General features: G+C 66.3%; 27 protein-coding genes and 1 tRNA gene. 15 read left to right on the top strand and 13 right to left on the bottom strand.

Translation table 11 applies throughout. The features are described 5' to 3' along the window. Positions 1 to 19 precede the first annotated feature (19 nt). From ACP69Z_RS06600 to cmk, 5 genes are read right to left on the bottom strand one after another with little or no spacing between them, the layout of a single operon-like run. A complete protein-coding gene (locus ACP69Z_RS06600; protein ID WP_426266726.1) occupies positions 20 to 490 on the bottom strand; it encodes a hypothetical protein in 471 nt (156 codons plus the stop codon). 15 nt (positions 491 to 505) lie between these two features. Then, a complete protein-coding gene (locus ACP69Z_RS06605) occupies positions 506 to 1,768 on the bottom strand; it encodes a M24 family metallopeptidase (protein WP_426266727.1) in 1,263 nt (420 codons plus the stop codon). 19 nt (positions 1,769 to 1,787) lie between these two features. After that, positions 1,788 to 3,104 carry a M24 family metallopeptidase gene (locus ACP69Z_RS06610; RefSeq protein WP_426266728.1) on the bottom strand — a complete coding sequence of 439 codons (1,317 nt, stop codon included), beginning with the start codon at positions 3,102 to 3,104 and terminating at the stop codon, positions 1,788 to 1,790. Between the two features lie 19 nt (positions 3,105 to 3,123). Then, positions 3,124 to 4,794 carry a thiamine pyrophosphate-binding protein gene (locus ACP69Z_RS06615; RefSeq protein ID WP_426266729.1) on the bottom strand — a complete coding sequence of 557 codons (1,671 nt, stop codon included), beginning with the start codon at positions 4,792 to 4,794 and terminating at the stop codon, positions 3,124 to 3,126. Positions 4,795 to 4,803: 9 nt separating this feature from the next. Beyond that, a complete protein-coding gene (gene cmk, locus ACP69Z_RS06620; protein ID WP_426266730.1) occupies positions 4,804 to 5,442 on the bottom strand; it encodes a (d)CMP kinase in 639 nt (212 codons plus the stop codon). 100 nt (positions 5,443 to 5,542) lie between these two features. On the opposite strand from cmk, the gene ACP69Z_RS06625 reads away from it, so the two are divergent. Then, positions 5,543 to 5,869, top strand: coding sequence for a TIGR02300 family protein (locus ACP69Z_RS06625; RefSeq protein ID WP_426266731.1), 327 nt, complete (start codon positions 5,543 to 5,545; stop codon positions 5,867 to 5,869). 138 nt (positions 5,870 to 6,007) lie between these two features. Here ACP69Z_RS06625 and ACP69Z_RS06630 read toward each other — a convergent pair. The 4 genes from ACP69Z_RS06630 to ACP69Z_RS06645 all read right to left on the bottom strand — a co-directional run bounded on the left by ACP69Z_RS06630 (position 6,008) and on the right by ACP69Z_RS06645 (position 9,100). Beyond that, a tRNA-Ala gene (locus ACP69Z_RS06630) sits at positions 6,008 to 6,083 on the bottom strand. 142 nt (positions 6,084 to 6,225) lie between these two features. Beyond that, positions 6,226 to 6,396 (bottom strand): Flp family type IVb pilin, encoded by a 171-nt coding sequence (locus ACP69Z_RS06635; protein ID WP_426266732.1) that lies wholly within the window; start codon positions 6,394 to 6,396, stop codon positions 6,226 to 6,228. 209 nt (positions 6,397 to 6,605) lie between these two features. Beyond that, positions 6,606 to 6,776 (bottom strand): Flp family type IVb pilin, encoded by a 171-nt coding sequence (locus ACP69Z_RS06640; protein WP_168068162.1) that lies wholly within the window; start codon positions 6,774 to 6,776, stop codon positions 6,606 to 6,608. Positions 6,777 to 6,928: 152 nt separating this feature from the next. Continuing rightward, positions 6,929 to 9,100: a transglycosylase domain-containing protein gene (locus tag ACP69Z_RS06645; RefSeq protein ID WP_426266733.1), complete on the bottom strand. Its 2,172-nt coding sequence runs from the start codon at positions 9,098 to 9,100 to the stop codon at positions 6,929 to 6,931. 116 nt (positions 9,101 to 9,216) lie between these two features. On the opposite strand from ACP69Z_RS06645, the gene ACP69Z_RS06650 reads away from it, so the two are divergent. The 5 genes from ACP69Z_RS06650 to ACP69Z_RS06670 all read left to right on the top strand — a co-directional run bounded on the left by ACP69Z_RS06650 (position 9,217) and on the right by ACP69Z_RS06670 (position 13,197). Continuing rightward, entirely contained in the window at positions 9,217 to 10,740 is a 1,524-nt protein-coding gene (locus ACP69Z_RS06650) for an ABC transporter substrate-binding protein (RefSeq protein ID WP_426266734.1), read from the top strand. A 4-nt stretch (positions 10,741 to 10,744) separates the two neighbouring features. Then, positions 10,745 to 11,167 carry a DUF4112 domain-containing protein gene (locus tag ACP69Z_RS06655; RefSeq protein ID WP_426266735.1) on the top strand — a complete coding sequence of 141 codons (423 nt, stop codon included), beginning with the start codon at positions 10,745 to 10,747 and terminating at the stop codon, positions 11,165 to 11,167. Then, complete coding sequence (locus ACP69Z_RS06660) at positions 11,164 to 12,054, top strand: hypothetical protein (RefSeq protein WP_426266736.1); 891 nt, start codon at positions 11,164 to 11,166, stop codon at positions 12,052 to 12,054. The genes ACP69Z_RS06655 and ACP69Z_RS06660 overlap by 4 nt, the downstream gene beginning before the upstream one ends. Before the next feature lie 21 nt (positions 12,055 to 12,075). Next, a complete protein-coding gene (locus ACP69Z_RS06665) occupies positions 12,076 to 12,555 on the top strand; it encodes a GAF domain-containing protein (protein WP_426266737.1) in 480 nt (159 codons plus the stop codon). An 87-nt stretch (positions 12,556 to 12,642) separates the two neighbouring features. Then, a complete protein-coding gene (locus ACP69Z_RS06670) occupies positions 12,643 to 13,197 on the top strand; it encodes a hypothetical protein (protein WP_426266738.1) in 555 nt (184 codons plus the stop codon). 25 nt (positions 13,198 to 13,222) lie between these two features. Here the strand turns inward: ACP69Z_RS06670 and ACP69Z_RS06675 are convergent, their stop codons facing one another. Then, on the bottom strand, positions 13,223 to 13,693 hold the full coding sequence (locus tag ACP69Z_RS06675) for a universal stress protein (RefSeq protein ID WP_426266739.1): 471 nt from the start codon (positions 13,691 to 13,693) through the stop codon (positions 13,223 to 13,225). Between the two features lie 95 nt (positions 13,694 to 13,788). Between ACP69Z_RS06675 and ACP69Z_RS06680 the strand changes: the two genes are divergently transcribed. The 4 genes from ACP69Z_RS06680 to lpdA are packed head-to-tail and all read left to right on the top strand — an operon-like array spanning position 13,789 to position 17,322. Continuing rightward, positions 13,789 to 15,090: a pyruvate dehydrogenase complex dihydrolipoamide acetyltransferase gene (locus ACP69Z_RS06680; protein WP_426266740.1), complete on the top strand. Its 1,302-nt coding sequence runs from the start codon at positions 13,789 to 13,791 to the stop codon at positions 15,088 to 15,090. A 4-nt stretch (positions 15,091 to 15,094) separates the two neighbouring features. Further along, positions 15,095 to 15,541, top strand: coding sequence for a hypothetical protein (locus ACP69Z_RS06685; protein WP_426266741.1), 447 nt, complete (start codon positions 15,095 to 15,097; stop codon positions 15,539 to 15,541). Further along, a complete protein-coding gene (locus ACP69Z_RS06690; protein WP_426266742.1) occupies positions 15,534 to 15,920 on the top strand; it encodes an acyl-CoA thioesterase in 387 nt (128 codons plus the stop codon). Before ACP69Z_RS06685 ends, ACP69Z_RS06690 begins: the two co-directional genes overlap by 8 nt. Continuing rightward, positions 15,913 to 17,322 carry a dihydrolipoyl dehydrogenase gene (lpdA, locus tag ACP69Z_RS06695; protein WP_426266743.1) on the top strand — a complete coding sequence of 470 codons (1,410 nt, stop codon included), beginning with the start codon at positions 15,913 to 15,915 and terminating at the stop codon, positions 17,320 to 17,322. Before ACP69Z_RS06690 ends, lpdA begins: the two co-directional genes overlap by 8 nt. Here lpdA and ACP69Z_RS06700 read toward each other — a convergent pair whose 3' ends face one another. After that, positions 17,323 to 18,321 (bottom strand): LLM class flavin-dependent oxidoreductase, encoded by a 999-nt coding sequence (locus ACP69Z_RS06700; RefSeq protein WP_426266744.1) that lies wholly within the window; start codon positions 18,319 to 18,321, stop codon positions 17,323 to 17,325. A gap of 100 nt (positions 18,322 to 18,421) precedes the next feature. Between ACP69Z_RS06700 and ACP69Z_RS06705 the strand changes: the two genes are divergently transcribed. The 5 genes from ACP69Z_RS06705 (at position 18,422) to ACP69Z_RS06725 (ending at position 23,461) form a co-directional block, all read left to right on the top strand. Then, entirely contained in the window at positions 18,422 to 19,714 is a 1,293-nt protein-coding gene (locus ACP69Z_RS06705; protein ID WP_426266745.1) for an amidohydrolase family protein, read from the top strand. Between the two features lie 61 nt (positions 19,715 to 19,775). Then, positions 19,776 to 20,360 (top strand): DUF4142 domain-containing protein, encoded by a 585-nt coding sequence (locus tag ACP69Z_RS06710; RefSeq protein WP_426266746.1) that lies wholly within the window; start codon positions 19,776 to 19,778, stop codon positions 20,358 to 20,360. Beyond that, on the top strand, positions 20,357 to 20,764 hold the full coding sequence (locus tag ACP69Z_RS06715; RefSeq protein WP_426266747.1) for a cupin domain-containing protein: 408 nt from the start codon (positions 20,357 to 20,359) through the stop codon (positions 20,762 to 20,764). Before ACP69Z_RS06710 ends, ACP69Z_RS06715 begins: the two co-directional genes overlap by 4 nt. Positions 20,765 to 20,907: 143 nt before the next feature. Continuing rightward, positions 20,908 to 22,119 carry a hypothetical protein gene (locus tag ACP69Z_RS06720; RefSeq protein ID WP_426266748.1) on the top strand — a complete coding sequence of 404 codons (1,212 nt, stop codon included), beginning with the start codon at positions 20,908 to 20,910 and terminating at the stop codon, positions 22,117 to 22,119. Between the two features lie 52 nt (positions 22,120 to 22,171). Next, the gene (locus tag ACP69Z_RS06725; protein ID WP_426266749.1) at positions 22,172 to 23,461 is read left to right on the top strand and encodes an amidohydrolase family protein; all 1,290 of its coding nucleotides are present in this window, start codon (positions 22,172 to 22,174) and stop codon (positions 23,459 to 23,461) included. Positions 23,462 to 23,468: 7 nt separating this feature from the next. Here the strand turns inward: ACP69Z_RS06725 and ACP69Z_RS06730 are convergent, their stop codons facing one another. After that, positions 23,469 to 23,873: a hypothetical protein gene (locus ACP69Z_RS06730; protein ID WP_426266750.1), complete on the bottom strand. Its 405-nt coding sequence runs from the start codon at positions 23,871 to 23,873 to the stop codon at positions 23,469 to 23,471. Next, positions 23,830 to 24,213, bottom strand: a complete 384-nt coding sequence (locus ACP69Z_RS06735; RefSeq protein ID WP_426266751.1) for a hypothetical protein — start codon at positions 24,211 to 24,213, stop codon at positions 23,830 to 23,832. Before ACP69Z_RS06735 ends, ACP69Z_RS06730 begins: the two co-directional genes overlap by 44 nt. Positions 24,214 to 24,221: the final 8 nt, after the last annotated feature.

Here is a 24,221-nt window from a genome sequence, read left to right on the forward strand (position 1 = left end):
CGTGGGTCACGGCGATCGCTCAAGGAAAGGAAGATCTCTCCGGGACCGGTAAGCTCGCTAGGACCTCTGCCAGCTTCTGATTGCGCGCCGCGAGCTTCTCATGATCGCAGCCGAGGTCCGCAATGATCGCACGGTCGGTGGAAGCACTAATCCAACGAACCGTGATCATTCCGGCGTCGGTTATTCGTGGCACGTTCCGGGGGCATGGCGCTTCCAGAACTGCCCTGACCTTTTCCAACGGCAAGGCTCGTTCCTCGAAGCCAGCCAACGAGGTCCTCAACTTGTCAAAGCCGAGCGTTCCGATCTTGAACGTGCCGGACCTTAACTGCCCGTCAGTTGCCAGTGAGATGTAGCGGCCGTTGCCTGCGTTATCGACCGCCACCTCAAGACCGGTACCACCAAGCTCGATCCTCTGAAGCTGGCTCGAACGCGAAGGTGGGGAGCATCCCGCCAATTCCGCGATAAGCACGCCGAGCAGCAATGTCCTCATGCTTGGATCCTTCAACTACCCGAACGGCTGGTCGATGCTGGGCGGCGGGGTGGTGAACCATTCGGGCCCGCTCGGCGTCATGTGGAAGCAGTCTTCCAGGCGCACGCCGAAGCGGCCGGGGAGGTAGATCCCGGGTTCGTTGGAGAAGCACATGCCGGGCGCCAGACGGGTGGTTTCGCCGCGGACGAGGTTGACGGGTTCGTGGCCTTCCATGCCAATCCCGTGGCCGGTGCGGTGGGAGAGGCCGGGGAGCTTGTAGTCGGGGCCGTAGCCCCAGCTCGTGTAGGCCTTGCGCACGGCGTCATCGACGCTTCCGGCAGTCGCGCCGACCCTGGCGGCGGCGAGCGCGATCTGCTGGCCGCGGTGAACCTGGTCCCACACCTTGCGCTGATCGGCGCTCGGCTTGCCATCGAAGATGAAGGTGCGGCTGATGTCTGATTGATAGCCGTGAACGCTGCAGCCGCCGTCGATCAGCACGAGGTCGCCGGGGGCGAGGCGGTGCGGTTTGCGCGAGCCGTGCGGAAGCGCCGCGGCCTCGTTGATGAGGACGAGATTGCCGTCGGCATCACCCCCGAGCGCCTTGCTGGCCGCGACGATGGCGGCGCTGATGTCGCTGCCGCTCATGCCCGGTTTTAGATTGGCGTGGGCGGTGCGGAAGGCGGCGATCGTGATGTCGCTGGCGGCCTGCATCAGCGCGAGTTCGGCGGGCGACTTGATCATCCGCTGCGCGCGGACGACGGCGTTGGCGTTGACGATTCTTGTGCCAGGCAGCTGGGCGGCGAGGCGGTCGCCAAGGAAGAAGCGGTTGGTGTCCTCGAAGGCGATGGGCTGCCCGGTGACCCGCCGCTCGCGCAGGAAGTCGGCGACGAGTTTCAGCGGCTCGTCGTCTTCCTGCCAGGTGCGGATCTCGGCCGGAACCTCGAGCTGCTCGGCGATGCTGGGTTGTTCAAAGAAGGGGGTGACGATGATCGGCGCGCCTTCGGCCGGGATGACGACGCCGGTCAGCCGCTCGCTCCGCCACCATTGGACGCCGGTGTAATAATCGAGGCTGGGGCCGGATTCGACCAGCATCGCGCCGAGGTTGTTGGCGCGCAGCAGCTGCTGAGCTCGGGCGAGTCGGGCGCTGCGTTCGGCCGCGGTGATGGGCGGGGGCAGGGGGCGCGGGGTGACCTGTTCGGCGACGGCAGCGGCGAGGCGGCTGGTGGGCAAGGCGAGGCCGGCGCCGAGCGCGGTGGCGCCGGTCAGGAACGAGCGGCGGTCAAAGGCGAGGCTGGTCACGAGCGTGTCTCCGGGTCGCTTAGCGGCGAGGGGCGATGAGGTGGAAGCGGGTCTGGCGCCCGTCGAGATAGTGCACCGTCTTGCCGTCGAAAAAGGCATTTTCTTCCTGGCGGAAGTCGATTTCCTGGCCGTTCCATTCGGGCACGGCGGCGCGGGCGGCGAGTTCGATCGACCAGGCGGTGTCGGGACGCAGCGGATGCTCGCCGCGCGGATCGGGGGCCTGATTGTCCCAGAAGCCGATGCTGCTTCCCGCGCCGTGGCCGTGGAAGCCGATCGGGTGGGAGTAGATGGAGGGCTTGAGGCCTTGTGCGATCGCCTTGGCGCGGGCGAGGCCGAGGATGGCGTTTCCGGTGAGGCCGGTGCGGAAGCTCGAGGTCACCGCATCCTGCACGCGATTTGCGGCAGCGAGGCCGTCGCGTAGTCCCTTGGGGGCGTCGGTCTCGCCGGGCTTCAGGACGTAGCCCAATTGCTGCACGTCGCTGTTGAGGCCGAGGTAGGTGATGCCGAAGTCAGTCCACAGCATGTCGCCTTCGCGGATGATCTCGTCTTCCTGCAACGCGCCGCTTTGGCCAGCGCGGAAGATCGACAGCGAGGGGTGGAACCAGACCTTGAGGCCGAGGCTGCTGACTTTCTCGCGCATCCACCAGCGGACGTCGTTGGCGGTAGTCTTGCCGGGCGTGATGACCCGGGCGCTGAGCGCTTCGGCAACGATCGCGTGGGTGATTTGCAGGAGTTGCGGGTAGACCTGCATTTCGGCTGGAGTGCGGGTTTCGAGCCAGCCGATGGCCAGCGCGTCCGTGCGGACGAGGCGGCCGCGGTAAGCGGGGTTCAATGCGGCGGTCATGCCCTGATATTGGCTGAGGGTGAGGCCGTCGGCGAACTGGCTGAGCGCGCTGGTGTTGATCGCGATGCGCTTGGGGTCCTTGTTGGCGATCAGCATGGCGAGCGCAAAGAACTGGTCAGGATATTGGTCGGGGTTCCAGGCCGGCTGGAACAGGCCGCCGAGGCCGTAGCGGCTGACGGTTAGACGCTCGACCGGCTTGCCGCCGCCGGGGTCGAAAAAGACGAGGATGGTGCGGCGGCGAGCGTGGAAGCTTGTCCCGTCGAGCATGGTGGCGAGCACCGGGTCCTCGACATATTCGCGGGCGATCAGCACCCACATGTCGATCTTCTGCTCGCGCATCAGCGCGGGGACGACGGTGTCGAGCCGCTCTGCAAGGAGCTTGTCATGGAGCGCGGCGCGCTCGCGCAACGGGAGGACGGTCGGCTGCGCTGCCACGGGCAAGGCGCAAAGGCCAAGCAGCAGAAGTGCTGCGATCTGCACGATCCCCTTCATTCGTCGCCCCCGGTCTGGTTCAGCGTCGCGCCTTGTCTCGCAGCGCGGTGATGGTGGTCTGGTTGGTGATCACCTCGACGTCGGTCTTGAGGTGGAGGAGGCGGATGCCCTTGCGGCCGAGTGCGTCGTCGAGGGCCGGGGCGAAGTCCTCGGTCCGCTCGACGGTCGCTGCCCACGCACCATAAGCCCGCCCCAGCGCGGCGAAGTCAGGGTTGGCGAGGGTGGTTGCCGACAGCCGCTCGGGATAATCGCGTTCCTGGTGCATGCGGATGGTGCCGTAGCTGCCGTTGTCGACGATGATGACAAGAAGGTCGGCGCCATATTGGGCGGCGGTGGCGAGTTCCTGCCCGTTCATAAGGAAGTCGCCGTCGCCCGCCACGCACAGCACTTGGCGGTCGCGGAAGCGCAAGGCTGCGGCGACCGCGGCGGGGAGGCCGTAACCCATGGTCCCGCTGGTGGGCGCCAGCTGGCACGGGGTCGCGGCATAGCGCCAGTAGCGGTGGACCCAGCCCGAGAAATTGCCGGCGCCGTTGCAAACGATGGTGTCGGGAGCGAGCTTGTCGCGCAGCAGGGCAAGGCAGGGGCCGAGGTCGAGCGTCACGCCATCGCGTGGGTGCGGCTTGCTCCACGCGAGGTAGTCGGCATGCGCTTCCTTGCCTGCGCCGAAGGGCAGCAGATCGTCATCCTCCCAAGCGTCGAGATCCTGGCTGAACTCGCCCATGTCGGAACAGATCGGCAGGTCGGCGTGGTAGACGCGGCCAAGCTCGTTGGGGTCCGGGTGGACGTGGACGATCGTCTGATCGGGGTGATCCGGGGTGATCAGCGTGTAACCGTCGGTGGTGGCTTCGCCGAGGCGGGCGCCGACGACCAGAAGCAGGTCGGCGTCCTTGACCCGCTGGACAAGCTTGGGATTGGGGCCATAGCCGAGGTTGCCGGCATAGACCGGGCAATCGTTGGCGATCGCGTCCTGACGGCGGAAGGCGGCGGCGACGGGAATACCGACGCGGGCAGCCCAGGCGCTGAAGTGATGCGCGGCGCACGGGCTCCAGTCGGCGCCGCCGACGATGGCGACGGGGGCGGCGGCGTCTTTCAGCAGCTCGTGCAGGGTGGCGATGGCGCTGGGATCGGGATGCTCGACGACCGGAGGCATCGCCGGGCGGTCGGCGGCTTCGACCTCGTCGCGCAGCATGTCTTCGGGAAGGGCGAGGACGACCGGGCCGGGGCGACCGGCGGTGGCGACGCGCCAGGCGCGGGCGACATATTCGGGGATACGGCGTGCGTCGTCGATGCGGGCGGCCCATTTGGCAATCGGGCCGAAAAAGGCGGGAAAGTCGATCTCCTGAAAGCCCTCGCGATCCTTGTCGCGGCGGTCGAGGTCGCCGACGAACAGGATCATCGGGGTCGAATCCTGAAAGGCGACGTGGACACCGGGTGTCGCGTTGGTGGCGCCGGGACCGCGCGTCACAAAGGCGATGCCGGGGCGGCCGGTCAGCTTGCCGTCGGCTTCGGCCATATAGGCGACCCCGCCTTCCTGGCGGCAGACGACGACATCGATCTCGGGTGTGTCGTGGAGGGCGTCGAGCACGGCGAGGAAGCTTTCGCCCGGCACGGTGAACAGGCGGTCGCAGCCCTGGATTCGGAGCTGGTCGACAAGGAGGCGTCCGCCGGTGCGGAGAGTGGTCGCAGTCATGCCTCGACCTTACGGGCGGCGGCGGCCTTCGACCAGCCGGATCGCTTCGGCCAAAGCCTCGTCCGGGTTCATGGCGCTGGTATCGAGCAGCATGGCATCTTCGGCCATCAGCAATGGCGCGGCATCGCGGCCCGCGTCGCGCTCATCGCGGGCGCGAAGGTCGATCAGGATGTCCTCGAGGTGCACCGGCAAGCCGGCGGCGGTGAGCTCGGCGTGGCGGCGGCGGGCGCGCTCGTCGATGGCGGCGGTGACGAACAGCTTGGCGGCGGCGTTCGGCGCGATCACCGTGCCGATGTCGCGCCCGTCGAGCACCGCGCCGCCGGGCGTTGCGGCAAACTCGCGCTGGCGGTCGAGGAGGGCGGTGCGAACCGCCGGATAGGCGCTGACCCGGCTTGCGATGCCGCCGACCATTTCGCTCTTGAGCTCGGGATCGTCCATCAGCCCGGCAATGTCCTCGCACGCCCGAAGCGCCGCAAATTCACTGTCGGGATCGCCGCCCCAGCGTAGCAGCGACAAGGCGACCGCGCGGTAGAGCTTGCCGGTGTCGAGGAACGGCAGCGCGAAGTGCCGGGCAAGACCGCGGGCGATGGTGCCCTTGCCGCTGGCGGCCGGGCCGTCCACGGCGATGACGAGGGAAGGGCTGGGCATGGGCGCGGGCTTTGACAGCCACCCCCCGCTATGGCAAGGCGCGCGCCGATCAGCCGGGGCAGGGATGCCGCCGGTCGTTTCTTCTATTGGAGACTGCAGCATGGTGAAGCCCGAGTGGGGCGCCAAGCGCACCTGCCCCAAGTGCGCGACCCGTTTCTATGATCTCGGCAAGGACGATCCCGTCACTTGCATCGAGTGCGGCAATACCTTCGTTCCCGAGCCCGTGCTGAAGTCCAAGCAGCCGATGCCGTTCGAGCAGGTCTCGGTCGCCGCGCCGTCGGCCACCCCTGATGCCGATCTTGGTGCCGAGGATCTGGCGCTGCCGGACGAGGACGAAGAGCCCAGCGCCGACGACGAGGTCGATCTGTCGACCGGCGACGACGATCTGGGTGTCGAGACGCAGAACGAAGACGAAGAGAATAACTGAGGCCGGCGGTTCGCCACTCGGAGTTTCAGGAAAGGGCGGGGCTTCGGCTCCGCCCTTTTTCGTTGTGCAAAAGGCACCGCGCCCGCCGACGACGGAGAAAGAAAAAGGCCGCCCTGGGCAGGCGGCCTTTTAGAATGTTGGTGGAGCCGTGGGGGATCGAACCCCAGACCTTCGCAATGCCATCGCGACGCTCTCCCAGCTGAGCTACGGCCCCGTGTGAGCGCGCCTTTAAGGGGCTTCTTGGCGGCTGCCAACCCCTTTGTTGCGCGTATCGCGGCCTACGCCCTCAAAAACAGAAAAGGGCACCGATCGCCCGATGCCCTTTCCACTCAAGCGCTTGAAACCAAGCGCGGCGATCAGCTCGTCTTGTTGAGGTTGTCGCCGACGTTGGTGAAGGTCTTGTTGAGGTTGCCGCCGATGGCAGTCAGCGCGGTAATCGCGGCCACCGCGATCAGCGCGGCGATCAGGCCATATTCGATCGCCGTCGCGCCATCTTCATTGGCAAGCATCTTGGTGAAGTTTGTCATCGTGGTTCTCCCCTTAACCGAACTCAGAACGCCCAGTGCTCTCCTCCCCGGAAAGCAACGCCTGGTAGGTCCAAGATGGTGGGAAATGGTTGATAAACCGTATCATCGGGAACTTGCCCGAGCCCGCATATGCGGAGAGCCCCGCCGCCGCCTCTTTCTGGAAGAGGTGGCGACGGGGCCCTGTTCAACCGGTCTCAACCGGACGAGGCTTAGCTCGTCTTGTTGAGGTTGCCAGCGACGTTGGTGAAGGTCTTGTTGAGGTTGCCACCGATGCTGGTCAGCGCGGTGATCGCGGCAACGGCGATGAGAGCGGCGATCAGGCCGTACTCAATCGCGGTGGCGCCGTCTTCGTTGTTCAGCATCTTGATGAAATTGGTCATGTCCGGTCTCCTAGTTCCACTTGTCCCCCGGGGGCGGCCCCGGCACCGGCGAGCGCTCTGATCGCTCCTCGGTCGAAGCCGGTTTAGGAGGCAAGGAGTTAAGGAGTGGTTGAACCAACAGGTAAATCTTCGTTCACTATCTTGCTGCGTTTTCAGCGCTTTTCCGAGAGGATGGTGTCGGCGGCGGTGGACAGGCGTTCGAACCAGGATTCGATATTGTCCATTATAGGCGTGTCGGGCTCATTCGGTCCGGGAGCGCGCCGAGGGATGCGATAGCCGGCCGGAAGCGCCGACGCGCTGCGCCCGTCGATGCTGAGCGCCGGCGCCATGAAGCTGCGCCATATCTGCGCCGGCAGGGTCCCGCCCGAGACCTTCTTGCCGAGCGATTTGTTGTCGTCACGCCCGACCCACACGCCCACCACCAGGTCGCCGGCGAAGCCGACAAACAGGGCGTCGCGATTATCCTGGCTGGTGCCGGTCTTGCCGAAAGTCGGGGTGGCGAGCGCGGCCTTGCGCCCGGTGCCTTCGTTGGCTGCGGCCCACAGGAGGTCGAGCATCGGCCGCCAGTCGCGGTTTTCGTCGAGGCGGCCGCCACCGTTGCCGAACAGGGTGGCGGTAAAGTTGCGGGTCTGGGCTGTCGCGGGGCTGGGGGGCAGGCCGGTCGCCTTGATCGGATACCGGCCGCTCGCCACCGCGGCATAGGCCGAGGTGAGCTCAAGCAGGCTGACCCCCGCCGTGCCGAGCGCGACGCTGGGCGAATCGGGGAGCGGGGTGGAAATGCCAAGCTCGCGCGCAGTACGCAGGACCTTGGCGCGGCCGACTTCTTCCGACAGGCGGACGGTGGCGGCATTGCTAGAACGGGCGAACGCCTGCTGCATCGTCACCGGGCCACGGAACACGCCGTCGTTGTTGGCCGGGCTCCAGCCGTCGATGGTAATAGCCTTGTCCTGCACGATCGAATCGGGGCGATAGCCCGAGCGCAGCGCGGCGAGGTAGACGAACAGCTTGAACGCGGAGCCGGGCTGGCGGCGGGCCTGGGTGGCGCGGTTGAAGGTTGATTCCTTGTAGGAGCGGCCGCCGACCATCGCGACGACGCGGCCGTCCGGACGCATGGCGATCAGCGCGGCCTGAACGCCTGGACCGAGCGCAGCATTGCCGACTGCGCGCGAGGCGAGGCGCTGGAGGTCGGCGTCGAGGGTGCTGACGACCTTGACCTCGCCAAAGTCGGTCTCGAACGCATCCGCGGCTTGCGGCGCCATCCAGTCGGCGAAGTAGGTGCCGGTCGGGACCTTCTGGGTGCGGCGGATGGGACGGGCAGGGGCGGTAAGCGCGGCGCCGGCCTGAGCCGGAGTGATCGCGCCGGTGTCACGCATGGCGGCCAGCACCAGTGCAGCGCGCTTGCGGGCACCGGCGAGGTTGCGGGTGGGCGCCAGCCTGCTCGGCGCCTGGACGAGACCGGCGAGCATCGCCGATTGCTCCAGGGTCAGCTGTTCGGGCTGCTTGCCGAAATAATGGCGGGACGCTGCGCGGAGGCCGTAAACACCGTCGCCGAAATAGACCGATGACAGGTAGCGCGAGAGGATCTCGTCCTTGGTCAACCAGCCTTCGAGCCAGAAAGCGATGATCACTTCCTGCGCCTTGCGCTTGAGCGCGCGGTCGGAGGAGAGGAAGCTCGTCTTCGCAAGCTGCTGGGTCAGCGTCGAGCCGCCCTGGCGGACGCCGCCCGCCTGGAAGTTGGCGACCATCGCGCGGCCGATGGCACGCGGGTCGATGCCCCAGTGACGATAGAAGCGGCGGTCTTCGATCGCGACAAACGCGCCGGGGGTGAAAGGCTTGAGCTTGGCGATTTCGACCGGCGCTTCCTTGATCGCGCCGCGGCGGGCGATCGGTTGGCCTTCGCTCGACACGATCAGCATGGCGGGATTGGGCAGCGGTTCGAGCGCACGGCCGAGCGGAGCGGTGACGATCAACCACAGCAGGGTGACGAGGAGCAGGGCGCCGAGCCCCATCAGTCCCCAGCGCAGCCACGGTCGGCGCGGCGATGTTCCTGTCTGTGCTTCGGGCGGGAGCGGCGGAGGTGGGGGTTCGACGCCGCCGCTACGGAAGAAGGACGCCCGCTCCGACCGGTCGAGCCAGGTCGTGGATGGGGCCTCCACCGAGGAGACGACGGGACGCTCGACGGCGGTAGGCTGGCTCTTGCTACGCTGCCACCAGCGCCTTTTCTTCACCGTCGGCGCGCCACCGAACAGCGGCGCGGCGAACGGATCGGGAAGATCCTCGACGTTGCGACCGTCTCGCTGCCAGGGTGAGTCGCGATCCGCCATTCACTCAAACTCTCGTGGTGACCTAATGCCCTAATACAGCTCGGCTGCCATGACTAGGGCTTCGCTGTCGACCGATGCCCTTGGTCTCGGCGGCCGCGCTCGGCTAGAGGAAAGGCGTGTTCGCTCGCCATCCCTTGCGCCCGCTGACCCGAGCCGCCGCGGCCCTGATGCTGCTGGCGGCTGTCGCCGGGCTGAACGGATGCCGCAAGCCCGAGAGCGGCGAAGTGCGGGCGGTGGTCATTGCCGACCGCCTGCCCAAGCTTGTTGATCCCTTGAAGGGCGACCTCAGCCCGGCCGAGCTGCTGCTCGCGGGCAATGTCGCGCAAGGGCTGGTGCGATTCGATGCCTCCGGCGACATCGCGCCCGGACTTGCCGAGCGCTGGGCCGTCAGCGACGATGGCCTGAGTTATGTCTTCCGCCTGCGCAGTGCGAGCTGGAGCGACGGGCGCAAGGTGCGGGCGCGCGATGTCGTGACCCTGATGGAACGCCAGCTCGCCCGGCGGCGGCGCGACGTGTTGTTCGACACGCTGGGCGCCGTGCGCGAAGTGGTGGCGATGACCGACCGGGTCATCGCGGTGGAGCTGAGCGCACCCCGTCCGCATCTGCTGCAATTGCTTGCCCAGCCGCAATTCGCGCTGGTCCGAGGAAAGGGCGGCACCGGGCCGTTCAATGCCGCCACCGAGGGCGACCATCTGCTCCTCACCCGGACCCTGCCAGGCTTCGACGGTGACGAGGCACAGGAAGAGCGGGTCCGCCTAGGCGCCGCCGCAGCGCCCCAGGCCATCCAGATGTTCGTCAGGGGCGACACCGAACTGGTGCTCGGCGGAACCGTGTCGGACTTTCCGTTGACGGTCGGCGTCAGTCTGCCGCGTGGTAGCCTGCGGGTCGATCCAGTGGTCGGGTTGTTCGGGCTGGTACCGGCGCGGAGCGAGGGGCTGGCCGCCGACCCGGCTGTGCGGGCCTTGCTCGACGAGGCGATCGATCGCACTGCAATGGTGGCTGCGCTTGGCGTCCCCGGCTTGCAGCCGCGGCTGAGCCTGCTTCAGCCCGGCGTCGACGGGTTCAACCAATATGCACAGCCCGCCTGGGCCGCGCTCAGTATCGAGCAGCGCCGGCCCGCCATGGTGGAGCGCGCGCGGGCGTTGTTCCAGATCCCTGCGGCGCCGGAAGGCAGCGAGGAACCGCCGGCCGAGGTGCCGCGACCGACGATCAAGATTGCGGTTCCAGGCGGACCGGGCGGGGCGATCATCCTTCAGCGGCTTGCCGCCGATTGGTCACCGCTCGGGCTCGAGGTCACCGACGCCGCCGATGGCCCGGCGGACTTCCGCTTCATCGACGAGGTCGCGCCTTCCACTTCGCCGGCCTGGTTCCTGCGGCGGTTTCGCTGCGATTATGTGCCTGTCTGCTCGGAGGAAGCCGATCAGCTGCTGGACGCCGCACGACTGACCGGTTTCCCGCCGCAGCGCAGCCGCTTCTTCGCCGATGCCGAGCGGATCATGCGCGACGCAGTCCTGTTCATGCCCGTCGCAGCGCCGGTGCGCTGGTCGCTCGCCGGCCGCGATGTCGACGGCTTTGCCGAAAACCACTTTGCCCGTCACACGCTGACGGACTTGCGCAGCCGAAACGGCGCACGAAATTAGGCGCATGACCGTTCGCCCCACGCCCTATGTCCGCAACCTGCCGCTCGGCACCGATCCGGCGCATTGCCGTCAGCGGATCGAGGCGCTCGAGCATCTGCTGGAGCGTGCCTTCCCCATCCCGGGCACCAACAAGCGGGTCGGCCTCGACGTGCTGCTCGACTTCGTGCCGGGGATCGGGCCGACGGTGGGCGCGGGACTGGGCGCGTACCTGGCGTGGGAAGGCCGCAATCTTGGCATGAGCAAATGGCAGATCCTGCGCATGGGCAAGAATATCGGGATCGACTGGCTGCTTGGCCTGATCCCGTTCGTGGGCGCGATCCCCGATTATTTCTTCCGTTCGAACACCCGCAACCTCCGGATCATCAAGAAGCATCTCGACAAGCATCACCCGGCGACCCGGACGATCGACGTGCCGCCGCTGCGGTGAAGCGGCGGATCGATACGGCGCTTGGCCTCGGCGTGTTCGCGCTGGTCCTCGCCGCGTTGTTCGCAGTCTTGGCATGGCGTGAGGTGAAGTGGCCGCGAGGCGAGCCGCTGACCCCTTACGAAGTCGTCGCGCTGACCACGCCGGTCAATGCCCGGGCGAGCGCGACACCGGTGGGTGGGAGAATCAACGAGCAGGGACGGCTGACCATCCTTGAGGTGCCGGCGACCATGGGAGTGGCGGAGCCGCGGGCCGGCACGGCGCCGGTTACCGACGAGCTTCCGCGCGCGTCGCGGCCGGTGCCCAACGCGGTGCTGGCCGGGATCAGGGGATTGTTCACGCTCGGCCCCGAGCCATTGGGCGAAGGCGACCGGCTGATGACCTTTGACGTGCCGGAGCCGATGCGGGGTCGGTTGCTGCTGGTGGACGGCTGCTTCCGCTTCGGATCGGCCGATGGTCCGGCGGCGGTGTTCCCGTTCGGCTCGATGCTCGGGCTGGTTGAAGGGCGGCTGGTGGTCGGACCAGCGGGCCTCGCCGCGGCCCAAAGCGCACGAGTCGGCGAGGTCATCGCCTGGCCGGGCCGGATCATGCGGCCGATCAGCGAGGAGGGGAAAGCCAAGGTGCAGCGTGTCTGCCGCTCGGCCGAGGTGCTGGCAGTCGTGCCGGCGAGCGCCAGGGTCGCTGAGACGCGTGACGAGAGCAATCTTGCCGAACGCTGGGCCGCGCAACGGGACATTGCTTTCTCGGCCGCGCTTGGACCCGTTTGCCAATGCGTGGAGCGAGTTCGGCGTGGAGGTGGATACCAGCCCGGCACCCCATGCGAACTGCTGATCCCGCCAACGCCGCCCTTGCCGCCGCCAGCGCCGCCACCACCTCCCCAATCACGCTGAGCGCCGCTAGGAGCCTCCCCCATGTACGACTTCAAGATCGATGCGGCCGACAAGCCGACCCTTTACGCCGACCTCCTTGCCGCACTGGACGGACTGACCGCCGGCGAGCCCGACGGGATCGCCAACATGGCCAATGCCGCGGCGCTGCTGTGGGAGACGCTGCCGGGGATTAATTGGGCGGGATTTTACCGCAATGTCGGGGGCGAACTGGTGCTCGGCCCGTTTCAGGGCCGCCCGGCGTGCATCCGTATTCCCTTCGGCCGCGGGGTGTGCGGGGCGGCGGCGGAAACGCTGGAGGTACAGCGGGTCGAGGACATCCATGCCTTCCCTGGCCACATCGCCTGCGATGCGGCGAGCCAGAGCGAGCTGGTGGTCCCGATCGTGCGCGGGGGCGAGCTCATCGCAGTGCTTGACCTCGACGCACCGGAAAAAGCCCGCTTCGATGCTGAGGACGAAGCGGGCTGTGTGGCGATCTGCAAGCTTTTGGCTGAACGGCTTTAACCAAGAATCTTGTCTATCCCAGTAAGCGCGATTTGATAGACTTCCCCTGCTCGGTAAGAAAACTGCCGAAAACGGGGGGAAAAATCTGTGATCTTATTTGCGTCTTTTATGGCGCTCCAGTCGCTGGAGCCCGTAAGCACCGTAACTCTTCAGGCAACTGAGACCGGCGTTGCTACCGTGCCATTAGCTGGATCTGGTCCGGTCTTGTGGCGTGAGGTTCGAGCCGAGATGCCGGTGGCGGCACTGCGAGCGGCCTATCCCCAGACGGGCAGCGTCAGCTACCGCGAAGACCGGACCGTTCTAACTGACGTGCCGATCATCGAAGGCTGTGAGGCCAAGGTGAATATCATGCATCCGCAGGGCGTCGTTAAAGAGATTGTGATGCGCGGCGAAGGAGCCATCGCCGGCCGTTGCTCGCTCAAGATCATCACCGCTCTTTCAGGTAAGTACGGTGAGGCTGCCGAGAAGGATAAAGTCGGCGGCTCGCTATTTGGGCGCGAGGGCAAGAATTACGTCTGGATCAAGAATGGTGTGACGCTTCAGTTCAAGCGTTACACCAATGGCGTTCTTGGCGGCGGCGGGCTGCTCGCGGCAAGCTGGGAGCTTCGCTATTCGGCGAACGCAGCAAACATCGACCTTTAGGTAGTCAAAGCGCTGGGCTGATCCGTCAGCTCAGCGCTTCCAGCCGCTCGTCAGAGAGACTGCCCGGGATCAGCATCACCGGGCAGGAGAGCTTGCCCGAGTCGCTGCCGGTGAACGCTGCGACCAGAGGTCCGGGATCGCCTGCGGGCGCGGTGCCGAGAACCAGCGCGGCGATGTCCTGGCGGGTGGCGAGGAGGTCGCGGACGATGCCCACCGGATCGCCGGCGCGGATCAGGATTGCGCCGGGGCGCAGGCCCTCGGTGCCGGGGAGATCGCCCAGCGCGGCCGCCACTTCGGCTTCGATGCGGAGCTGCTGCTCTTCCTCGATCGCGGCCTGGACGCCGCCCCATTGCACGAAATCCTGAGAGGCGGTGATCGCCAGCACCTCGAGTCCGCCGCCAGTCTTGGCCGCACGGCGCGCAGCGAAACGGAGCGCCGCGCGGGCTTCCCCGCTGTCGTCCATCACCACCAGATAGGTGCGTGTCGCCCCGTCCATGTGCTTGTCAGTGCCCCGCCGCTGCTTGACGGGCAAGAGGGCATCGTCTTTCAGGGGCGCTGAACCCGTCACTCCCGTTGCCTCAAAGGTCCACCATGGCGATCGAACTCAAGATGCCCGCTTTGTCCCCGACGATGGAGGAAGGAACATTGGCCAAATGGCTGGTCAAGGAAGGCGACACGGTATCGAGCGGCGACATCCTGGCCGAGATCGAGACCGACAAGGCGACCATGGAATTCGAGACGGTCGACGAGGGCGTGGTGTCGAAGATCCTGGTGCCGGAGGGCACGGACGGGGTGACGGTCGGGACGCCCATCGCGCTGATCGGCGGCGAGGGGGAAGAGGCTGCTCCGGCGCCCGCCAAGCCGGCAGAACCCGCGCCTGCGCCAAAGGCCGAAGCCGCCGCGCCGGCTCCCACCGCACCTGCGCCGGTCGAAACTCCAGCAGCCCCCGCCCAGCCGGCCGCTCCGCCGAAGGCTGACGGCGACCGCGTCAAGGCGAGCCCGCTCGCGCGGAAGCTGGCGCAGGCGCAGGGTATCGACCTCTCCACACTGCAGGGTTCAGGGCCCGGTGGGCGGATCGTCCGTGCCGACCTCGGCAAGGCTGCCGGCGGTGCCGCTGCCACCCAGCAGCAGCCCCAGGCCGCCGCGCCTGCTCCAGTTGCTGCGCCGGCCGCCGCGGCTCCGGCGCAGCCGTTCAGCACCGACATCCCGCATGAAACCGTCAAGCTCAGCAACATGCGCAAGACCATCGCCCGCCGCCTCAGCGAAGCGAAGCGCGAGATCCCGCATATTTATCTTACAGTTGACGTCCGCCTCGACGCGCTGCTGAAGCTGCGGAGCGAGCTCAACGCCGGCCTCGCGGGCCGCAAGATCAAGCTCAGCGTCAACGACCTGCTGATCAAGGCGTTGGCGGTCGCGCTGGAAGCCGTGCCCGAGTGCAACGTCAGCTTCACGCCCGATCAGCTCATCATGTACAAGCGCAGCGACATTTCGGTCGCGGTGAGCATTCCGGGCGGGCTCATCACCCCGATCGTCACCGATGCGGCGGCCAAGTCCGTCAGCAAGATCAGCCAGGAGATCACCGAACTCGCCGGCCGAGCCAAGGAAGGCAAGCTGCAGCCGCATGAATATCAGGGCGGCACCGCGAGCCTGAGCAACATGGGCATGTTCGGGATCAAGCAGTTCGACGCCGTCATCAACCCGCCCCAGGCGATGATCCTGGCGGTCGGCGCCGGCGAGAAGCGGCCGTGGGTCGACGGGGACGAGCTGACCGTCGCCACCGTGATGAGCATCACCGGCAGCTTCGACCACCGCGCCATCGATGGCGCCGACGGCGCGCGGCTGATGAAAACGCTCAAGGAACTGATCGAAAGCCCGCTGGGGCTGATCGCCTGATTCAGTGACAAACGAAGTGCGCGCCCCTGAACCGAGCGTCCTTTCGCAGATCGTGAAGGCCTATCTGCTTGGAACCTTGATCGCCGGGGTCGCTCTTCATGTTACGATCTCAATCGTGGCTCCTGGGGACGCTGGAACCCTGCGTGCGCTTTCCGACGGGATCATTCTGTTACTCGTTGTGCTGATGGTCGGGCTGGTCGGCTTGGTGGCCTTTCCCATTCTCGCCTTGGCCAGTTGGCCGCTGCGTGAAATGGTGCTCAAGCAACCGCTTGCCGCAATCCTGATCTCCTGCGTCACGGGCGCGTTCTTTGGCGCGCTGATCACAGCGGCGGGGCTGAGGGTCGGTCCTGGTGACTTCTACTCAGGCCCGCTCGTCGGGGCCACCTTTGCGCTGGTCTGGTATCATGTAGTCCGGCAAGCTCATCTCGGGCAGATGCGGAACAATGTCTGATCGGACTCCCCTGATCCGCACCACCGCGATGCCGGCCGACACCAACCCCTATGGGGGCGTGTTCGGCGGGTGGTTGATGGGTCAGATGGGGCTGGCCTGCGGGAGCTTCGCGTCGCGGCAGTGCGCGGGCAAGGCGATCCTGGTGGGGGCCGAGAAGCTCAGGTTTCCCGGCATGATGGCGGTGGGCGACGAGCTCAGCGTTTATGTCGAGCTGGTGAAGCAGGGGCGCACCTCGCTGCTGCTGCGGGCCGAGGGCGTCGCGCGGGAGCGGGACGGGAACGCCGAGACGATGGTGGCGGAGGGCGAGTTCACCTTTGTCGCTCTGGACGAACACAACAGGCCGCGGCCGATCGCGGCGAAGGAAGAGACCAATGGCTGACACCTACGACCTCATCGTGCTGGGCTCCGGGCCCGGCGGCTATGTCGCGGCGATCCGGGCGAGCCAGCTTGGCCTGAAGACGGCGATCGTCGAGCGCGAGAGCCTGGGCGGCATCTGCCTCAACTGGGGCTGCATCCCGACCAAGGCGCTGCTGCGGTCGGGCGAGGTGTATCACAACATGAAGCATGCCGAGAGCTACGGCCTCGGCGCGACCGGCGTCAGCTTCGATCTTGCCAAGGTGGTCGCGCGCAGCCGCGCGGTGGCGAAGCAGCTCAATCAGGGCGTCACGCACCTGATGAAGAAGAACAAGATCGCGGTGCACATGGGTACGGGCACGATCACCGGCAAAGGCAAGCTCAGCGTCGAGAAGGACGGCAAGACGACCGAACTCGAGGCCAGGCACATCATTGTCGCTACGGGGGCGCGAGCGCGGGAGCTGCCGTTTGCGCAGAGCGACGGCAAGCGGGTCTGGACCTACCGGCACGCCATGACCCCGGCCGAGATGCCCACCGAGCTGCTGGTGATCGGATCGGGCGCGATCGGGATCGAGTTTGCGAGCTTCTATAACGACCTCGGCGCCAAGGTGACGGTGGTGGAGATGCTGAACCGCATCGTGCCGGCCGAGGACGAGGAAGTCTCCGCGGCGCTGCAGAAGAGTCTCGAGAAGCAGGGCATGACGATCCTGACCGAAGCGGGAGTGCAGAGCCTGAAGGCCGATGCGCAGGGCGTCGCGGTCGAGATCAAGGGCAAGGACGGCAAGGTCGAGGCCAAGCGCTTCAGCCACGTCATCGTCGCGGTGGGGATCGTCCACAATACGGAGAATATCGGGCTCGAAGCGCTCGGCGTGAAGGTTGAGCGCGGGCGGATCGAGATCGATCCTTATGGCCGCACCAACGTGCCCGGCATCTGGGCGATCGGCGATGTCACCGGCGCGCCGTGGCTTGCGCACAAGGCCAGCCATGAAGGCGTAATCGCGGCCGAAAGCATCGCTAAGGAATTGGGCAAGGACGCGCACCCGCATACCTTCGACACCAAGAACATCCCGGGCTGCACCTACTGCCACCCGCAGGTCGCCAGCGTCGGCCTGACCGAGGCCAAGGCCAAGGAAGCGGGCTATGAGGTGAAGGTCGGCAAGTTCCCCTTCATCGGCAACGGCAAGGCGATTGCGCTCGGCGAAACCGAGGGGTTCATCAAGACGGTGGTCGATGCCAAGACCGGCGAACTGCTCGGCGCACACATGATCGGCGCCGAGGTGACTGAGCTGATCCAGGGCTATACGATTGGCAAGACCGCTGAGCTGCTCGACCAGGATTTCGCGCGCACGGTGTTCCCGCACCCGACCTTGAGCGAGATGATGCACGAAAGCATCCTCGCCGCGGACGGGCGCGTTCTGCACATGTGATCAGGCGGCGAGCGCGGGCTCGCGCATGACCGCTTCCGCCAGCAGCTGGTAGGAGCGGCGGCGGGCCTGGTGATCGTGGATCTGGGCGGTAACGATCAGCTCGTCAGCGCCCGTGCGGTCGAGGAAGTCGAGCGTCTGGCGGCGCATGGTCTCCGGGCCGCCGATCGCAGAGCAGGACAGGAACTGGTCGAGCATCGCGCGGGCCGAGAGCGGCAGCGTATCCATGAAGCCCGCTTGCGGCGGCGGGAGCTTGCCCGGAGCGCCGGTACGCAGCGCCACAAACGCTTGCTGGATCGAGGTGGCGAGCAGTTGCGCTTCCTCATCGCTGTCGGCGGCAATGACGTTGAAGCCGAGCATGACGTAGGGCTCGCTGAGCTGCGCGGAGGGGCGGAAGGTCTCGCGATAGACCTTGATTGCGTCCATCATCTGCCCCGGCGCGAAGTGCGAGGCGAAGGCGTAGGGCAGGCCGAGCATCGCCGCCAGCTGCGCGCCGAACGTGCTGGAGCCGAGGATCCACAGCGGGATGTCCATGCCTTCGCCCGGCACCGCGCGGACCCGCTGCTCGCCGCCGCGGAGGTAGGATTGCAGCTCCAGCACGTCCTGCGGGAACTGGTTGGCGTCGGACTGCAGGTTGCGGCGGAGCGCATATGCGGCGGCCTGGTCGGTACCGGGCGCGCGGCCGAGGCCGAGATCGACCCGGCCCGGATAGAGCGCTTCCAGGGTCCCGAACTGCTCGGCGATGGTCAGCGGTGCGTGGTTCGGCAGCATGATGCCACCCGCGCCGATCCGGATGGTGGAGGTGTTGGCTCCGACAAAGGCCAGCGCGACGGCGGTGGCGGCACTGGCGATGCCCGGCATGGAGTGATGCTCGGCCATCCAGTAGCGCTTGTAGCCAAGTGTCTCGGCAAGAGCTGCAAGGTCGGCGGAGTTGCGGAGCGCGTCGTCCGCTTCCGACCCTTGCGGGATCGGGGCGAGGTCCAGGACTGACAAGATAGGCATGGCAAGCAAGATGGGGTGGCGCCGGCCGCGCGCAATGCGTCCCTGTTGCGCTGCCGCCGGCAAAGCGGCCAAGGTAGCCGCCGAACGAGGGGGATTATCCATGAAGCGCCTGCTGCTTACTGCCACTGCCGCGGCCTTGCTCCAGGCTGCTCCAGCCTCCGCAGAGAAAGTGGTCGTCACCGCCGACCGCATGCTTGACGTCAGGACCGGCAAGATAGTCGACTATCCCGCCGTCTTCATCGGCGACGTCGGGCGGATCACCGCGGTCGCCGATGCGCGCACGGTGCGGTGGGGCTCGGAGGTGCGCCACATCGCCTTGCCGGGCAGGACGTTGGTGCCGGGGCTGATCGACATGCACGTGCATCTCGAAGGCAGCAGCAAGGTGAAAGGCTACCGCGCGCTCGAATATACCGACAGCTTCGACATCGTGATGGGCGTGCCCAATGCGAAGCGCCTTTTGGAAGCGGGCTTCACCTCGGTCCGCTCGGCAGGATCCGGCAGCTACACTGACGTTGCCATCCGGCAGGCGGTCGATCTTGGCGAGATGGAGGGGCCGCGGATTACCGCCGCCACCAATCCGATCGGCGCGACGGGCGGGCATTGTGACAGCAATACCAACCGCCCCTCGCTCGCCCGCACCAACAAGGGCGTGGCGGACGGTCCTGACGAAGTCCGCAAGAAGGTGCGCGAATTGCGCAAGCTGGGCGCTCAGCTGATCAAGGTCTGCGCCACCGGCGGCGTCTTTTCGCGCAACACCGAACCTGGCGCACAGCAGATGACCTTCGAGGAACTCAAGATGGCCGCCGACGAAGCGCACATGCTGGGCATGAAGGTCGCTGCCCATGCGCACGGCACCGACGGCATCAAGGCCGCGATCCGGGCCGGGATCGACACCATCGAGCATGCAAGCTTCCTCGACGACGAGGCGATCCGCATGGCGAAGGAGCGCGGCACCTGGCTGTCGATGGACATCTACAACACCGACTGGACCTTGAGCGAAGGCGCCAAGGCTGGCGTGCTTGAAGAGAATCTCGCCAAGGAGCGGGTGGTCGGCGGCCGCCAGCGCGAAAGCTTCCGACGCTCGGTCCAGCTTGGGGCCCGACACGTGTTCGGGACCGACGTCGGGGTCTATCCGGCGGGCCTTGGCGCGCGGCAGTTCGCGGTGATGGTGCGCTTTGGCATGACGCCGTTGCAGGCGATCCAGGCCGCAACCGTCAACGCGGCGCAGGCGCTTGGCCGCCCGGGCGACGTCGGTGCGATCGAGGTCGGACGCTTCGGCGACATGGTGGCGGTCAGCGGCGACCCGCTCGCCGACATCACGGTGCTCGAGCAGCCTGCCGCGGTGATCAAGGGCGGACGTCTCGTCACCTCAGAGGCACCGTCCAAAGGTTGAACGGAACGCCCTGCCGCCTGCCGGGTTGGCACCTCGATTTCACAGCCAAGGTGCCTGATCCATGAACAAGCTTCTCATCACCGTCGCTGCCGTTGGTGCGCTGTCCCTGTCCGCCTGCAAGCAGGAAGGCACCAGCATCAGCAACAACCAGACGCAGGGCATGACCGACGAGGCGATGGTCGACAATACGGCGACCATGGACAGCAACATGGGCATGGCGGCCAGTTCGTCGGCCGACCAGACCTATGTCCAGGATGCCGCCGCAAGCGACATGTTCGAGATCGAAAGCAGCCGACTCGCGCTCGACAAGGCGACGGTCCCGGCGCTCAAGACCTACGCGCAGATGATGATCGACGAGCACACCAAGTCCACCAACGAACTCAAGCCCGCGGCACAGACGGCGGGCATCCCGGTGCCCGCCGCACTGCCTGCCGACAAGCAGGCCAAGATCGACGCGCTGCGCGGTCTCAGCGGCGCCGAATTCGACCGCCAGTATCTCGCCGACCAGCGTTCGGGCCATCAGGAAACGCTGGCCAAGGTGAATAGCTATCTCGCCGAAGCGTCCGCCGGGCCGCTCAAGGATCATGCCGCCAAGGTGACGGGCGTGGTCCAGAAGCATCTGAACTCGCTGGAGAAGATCAAGTGAGCAAGAAGGGTTACTGCGCCGACATCGAAGAAGCGACCATCGCCAACAACGACTTTCGCCGCGTGCTCTATACCGGCGAGCATCTTCAGCTGGTGCTGATGAGCCTCGCTCCCGGTGAGGAAATCGGTGAAGAGACGCACGAAGACCGCGACCAGTTCTTCCGCTTCGAGGAAGGCGAGGGCGTGGTCGTGATCGACGGGGTCGAGAACGAGGTCGAAGACGATTTCGCGGTGATCGTGCCGGCGGGCGCTTGCCATAATGTGAAGAACACCGGCGAGGAGCCGCTCCAATTCTACACGCTATACGGGCCGCCCGAGCATAAGGACAAGGTCGTCCACAAGACCAAGGAGCAGGCCGAAGCCGACCACGACAATGACGAGTGGGACGGCAAGACGACCGAGTGAGGCGGCACCTTTGACGCCATCTTAACCATAACTGCGCATCATGCCGCCTTTGGTTGGCATAGGGCGCCTAGATGCTGTTTGTCCCGGCCCCTAGAAGGCCGAACCTCGTCGGAGTGAAGCCGTTAGGAATAGCCGCACTTACCGTGGCTATCCTGACGGCACTTTTCTTTCTCGCGTCCTGGCACAGCTTGGGCCGGGGGGGACACGAGCGCATTGCCGAGGCTTTCCGAACCCAAACTCTCGGCATGGAGATTGCGGGCGACCGCATTCCGCTCCAGCAAAGGTTCAACGATTGCCTGATCACCATCATGGCACTCGAGCAGCGCCAACCTCGGCAGGAGCTGTTCATCAGCCCGGTCAATCCGGCTGAGCCTACGCAGGATGTATGCCGTGATCTCGAGAACGGCACGGGACCGAACGCCTCCGCATATTACCACAACTACCTGCACGGCCAGACGATCTTGCTGCGCTATCTTCTGCCACACCTCGAGCTCGCCAGCATCAAGGCGATCTACAAAGGCCTGCTGGCGATGCTCCTGCTGGCAAGTGCAGGGCTTTGCTTCTTGCGCGTGATGGACGGCTCGCGGAGGGAAGAGAGCCTTGTTTTCCTGGTCGCAACGCTCGCTTTCAGTCGCTTTTTCGGCCTCGAATGGTTCGGGGACTCGCTTGGCAACGGCCCTTCCGATCTGATCGTCATCGGCTTTCTAGCCCTTCTGTCGGCAAGGGCGGGTGCGATGAGCACCGGAGAATGGATCATCAGTGCCGCCGTATTCGGCGCGCTGACGATGATCTTTGAACTGTTGACCGGCGGCTTGCCGCTGGGTGGCGCAATGGTTCTCGGGCTCGGCTGGTTTGCGCTGAAGAGAGGCGAGCGCTCACCGCAGTTGGTGATCCTGGGTTTGGTCGCCTACGGGCTTGGCGCCGCCATTCCGATGCTCACGAAAGTCGTTCTCGTGGCGACGGTGTTCGGCTCTGACGCCCTGTTTCAAGTGGCTCTTGAAGGGCTGAACCGGATTGGGAGCGAGGTTCCCCCTGGCTTGCCTGAGCTCACCGTGATCTCGCAGCTGGTGCTTCACCTCGGCTCCCTTGCTCCCGGCATGTGGATGACGGCGGCCGGCACCCTATGCCTCGCTCTCGCGCTGGGGGCGGTCGCGTTGGCACGTCACCGTAGCCCGGAGCATCTTCTTCTGTTTGCCTCTGTGGCCTTGATCTTCCTCTGGTTTGCGCTGTTTCGACAGCACACGGCTCTCCACGCATCGTTCATGGTGCGCATTCTCGTCTGGCCGATCGCGGCCGGATTGGCACTGATTGCACTTACCGCGCTGGGAGCTAACAGGGTGCAGCCAACTCGATAGTTCTTGCGGCCGGCAGGGCGGTTCGAGAGGGAGCGGAAAGTGGGGGAGTTCGATGCGATCAGCACGCTTGGCAGCATTGAGTGGAATCGTTCTGGCGAGCAGCGGGGCGATTGCCGCGCCGATCACGATCCACGCCGGTCGGCTGATTGCGGTGCCGGGGCAGGCCGTGCGCGGGCCTTCGACCATTGTCGTCGATAACGGGCGCATCGTCAGCGTGACGGCTGGCTTTCAGTCCGCGGCCGGTCAGCTGATCGACCTTCGTGACAAGACCGTGCTGCCGGGGCTGATCGACGCCCACGTTCACCTCACCAGCGACCGTGCGGGCAACGAGGGGCTGGTCGCCGAGGTGACCGAAAGCACGTCGATGCGAGCGTTCGAGACCGAGCTCAACGGGATGAAGACGCTGCGGGCAGGGTTCACCACCGTGCGCAATCTCGGCGACGGTCCGGAGGGCTCTACGCTGGCCTATCGCGACGCGATCGCCCGGGGCTGGGTCAAGGGGCCGCGGATCATCTCGGCCGCGCAGAGCCTTTCCACCACCGGCGGCCACATGGATGGGCGCAACGGGATGAGCGACGAGATGGACGCGCACATGTCCACCCATCACCTGTGCGATGGTCCCGCCGATTGCCGGCGCGCCGTGCGATCGCAGGTCAGCCGCGGCGCCGACGTCATCAAGATCGCCACCACCGGCGGCGTCAACAGCGGAACCGGCCTCCTGACCCGGATGGAGCAGGACGAGGCGGAAGCGCTGATCAGGACCGCCCATGCTTATGGCAAAAAGGTCGCCGTCCACTCGCACGGGCGCGACGGGACCAAGCTGGCGCTTCGCAACGGCGCCGATTCGATCGAGCATGGCACCGACATGGACGACGAGACGGTGCGGCTCTTCAAGACGGCGAACGCGTGCTATGTGCCGACGCTGTCGACCGTAAACGGCTATCTTGAGCGGCTGGCCAAGGATCCCAATGCCTATCCGCCCGCGGTGAAGAAGCAGATCGACTGGCGGATCGGGATCACCGGCAAGAGCCTGGAGAAAGCTTATCCTGCCGGCGTGAAGATCTGCTTCGGCACCGACGCGGGCGTGTCCAAGCATGGCCGCAATGCCGACGAATTCGAGCTGATGGTGAAGCACGGCATGCCTGCTGCGCAGGCGATCAAGGCGGCGACGGTCAACAATGCCGAATTGCTCGGCATCGCCGACGAGACCGGCACCATCGAGCCCGGCAAAAGCGCGGATATCATCGCGGTCGCGGGCGACCCTCTGGCGGACGTGCGCGTGCTCAAGTCGGTGGCGTTCGTGATGGCCCGCGGTGAGGTGGTGCCGAAGCCGGGCAGCTGAGCGGCGCCTATTCCGCGTTCATCTTCAGCAGCGCCAGTTCGTCGCGCAGTCGCTGGATTTCCAGTTCGTAGATGCGGGAGCAATCCAGCCGTTTGGGCTTGCGGCCGAGCGGGACGGTGATGCGGGCATAGCCGAGTGCGTGCCGATCGCGCTCGTTGATGCTGACCACGAGATTGCTGTTGTTCGGGACGCCGGACGCCGTGGTACCGGTCACGCCGACATCCAGATAGCCTTCGTTGCCGTTGATGCTCTGCCGGCATCGCGTGCCGCTCTGGGTCTCGATCGTGTCCTCGCCGCCCGGACCCTGCGGTGCCGGCGGGAGGTAGACGCCGGACTGGGCGGAAGCAGCCGTGGCAGCGAGCAGCAGCTCAAGCGACACGACGAGCAACCAGCTTCGCACATACGCGGGCATGGATCAGTTCCTTGGCTTGAGGGTCGTCGCGCTCGGCGCAGACTCGGAAGGACAGGGTCTCGCCCTGCTTCAGCCCGGTGGCGACCACCAGCAGGCGTCGTTGGCTTCCGCCGCCCAGACGCGGGGTGGCGATAGGCAGCAGCACGCGGGGCTGAGCGATCTCGTCATCCCAGCCGACCGCCGCCAGCCGAAAGCGCTGCGCATCCGCATAGGGATTGGAGAGCGTCAGGTAGAATCCCTTGCGCTCGCTGGCGGTGACGCCCTCGTGCCGCAAGGGGCCGAGCCCGACTGCGTCGGCCGCTCCGGCCTGAACGGCAAGGACGAGCGCTAGAGCGGGCAAGCCGCGGG

The sequence above is a fragment of the Sphingomonas sp. LHG3443-2 genome, from assembly GCF_049896405.1.
In the GTDB taxonomy this organism is placed as follows: Bacteria; Pseudomonadota; Alphaproteobacteria; order Sphingomonadales; family Sphingomonadaceae; genus Sphingomicrobium.

Excerpts from the sequence above, each read along its gene's own strand:
- ACP69Z_RS06600 (WP_426266726.1), bottom strand. The coding sequence starts at position 490 with ATGAGGACATTGCTGCTCGGCGTGCTTATCGCGGAATTGGCGGGATGC.
- ACP69Z_RS06610 (WP_426266728.1), bottom strand. The coding sequence starts at position 3,104 with ATGAAGGGGATCGTGCAGATCGCAGCACTTCTGCTGCTTGGCCTTTGC.
- ACP69Z_RS06615 (WP_426266729.1), bottom strand. The coding sequence starts at position 4,794 with ATGACTGCGACCACTCTCCGCACCGGCGGACGCCTCCTTGTCGACCAG.
- cmk (WP_426266730.1), bottom strand. The coding sequence starts at position 5,442 with ATGCCCAGCCCTTCCCTCGTCATCGCCGTGGACGGCCCGGCCGCCAGC.
- ACP69Z_RS06625 (WP_426266731.1), top strand. The coding sequence starts at position 5,543 with ATGGTGAAGCCCGAGTGGGGCGCCAAGCGCACCTGCCCCAAGTGCGCG.
- ACP69Z_RS06635 (WP_426266732.1), bottom strand. The coding sequence starts at position 6,396 with ATGACAAACTTCACCAAGATGCTTGCCAATGAAGATGGCGCGACGGCG.
- ACP69Z_RS06640 (WP_168068162.1), bottom strand. The coding sequence starts at position 6,776 with ATGACCAATTTCATCAAGATGCTGAACAACGAAGACGGCGCCACCGCG.
- ACP69Z_RS06645 (WP_426266733.1), bottom strand. The coding sequence starts at position 9,100 with ATGGCGGATCGCGACTCACCCTGGCAGCGAGACGGTCGCAACGTCGAG.
- ACP69Z_RS06655 (WP_426266735.1), top strand. The coding sequence starts at position 10,745 with ATGACCGTTCGCCCCACGCCCTATGTCCGCAACCTGCCGCTCGGCACC.
- ACP69Z_RS06665 (WP_426266737.1), top strand. The coding sequence starts at position 12,076 with ATGTACGACTTCAAGATCGATGCGGCCGACAAGCCGACCCTTTACGCC.
- ACP69Z_RS06675 (WP_426266739.1), bottom strand. The coding sequence starts at position 13,693 with ATGGACGGGGCGACACGCACCTATCTGGTGGTGATGGACGACAGCGGG.
- ACP69Z_RS06680 (WP_426266740.1), top strand. The coding sequence starts at position 13,789 with ATGGCGATCGAACTCAAGATGCCCGCTTTGTCCCCGACGATGGAGGAA.
- ACP69Z_RS06690 (WP_426266742.1), top strand. The coding sequence starts at position 15,534 with ATGTCTGATCGGACTCCCCTGATCCGCACCACCGCGATGCCGGCCGAC.
- lpdA (WP_426266743.1), top strand. The coding sequence starts at position 15,913 with ATGGCTGACACCTACGACCTCATCGTGCTGGGCTCCGGGCCCGGCGGC.
- ACP69Z_RS06700 (WP_426266744.1), bottom strand. The coding sequence starts at position 18,321 with ATGCCTATCTTGTCAGTCCTGGACCTCGCCCCGATCCCGCAAGGGTCG.
- ACP69Z_RS06705 (WP_426266745.1), top strand. The coding sequence starts at position 18,422 with ATGAAGCGCCTGCTGCTTACTGCCACTGCCGCGGCCTTGCTCCAGGCT.
- ACP69Z_RS06710 (WP_426266746.1), top strand. The coding sequence starts at position 19,776 with ATGAACAAGCTTCTCATCACCGTCGCTGCCGTTGGTGCGCTGTCCCTG.
- ACP69Z_RS06725 (WP_426266749.1), top strand. The coding sequence starts at position 22,172 with ATGCGATCAGCACGCTTGGCAGCATTGAGTGGAATCGTTCTGGCGAGC.
- ACP69Z_RS06730 (WP_426266750.1), bottom strand. The coding sequence starts at position 23,873 with ATGCCCGCGTATGTGCGAAGCTGGTTGCTCGTCGTGTCGCTTGAGCTG.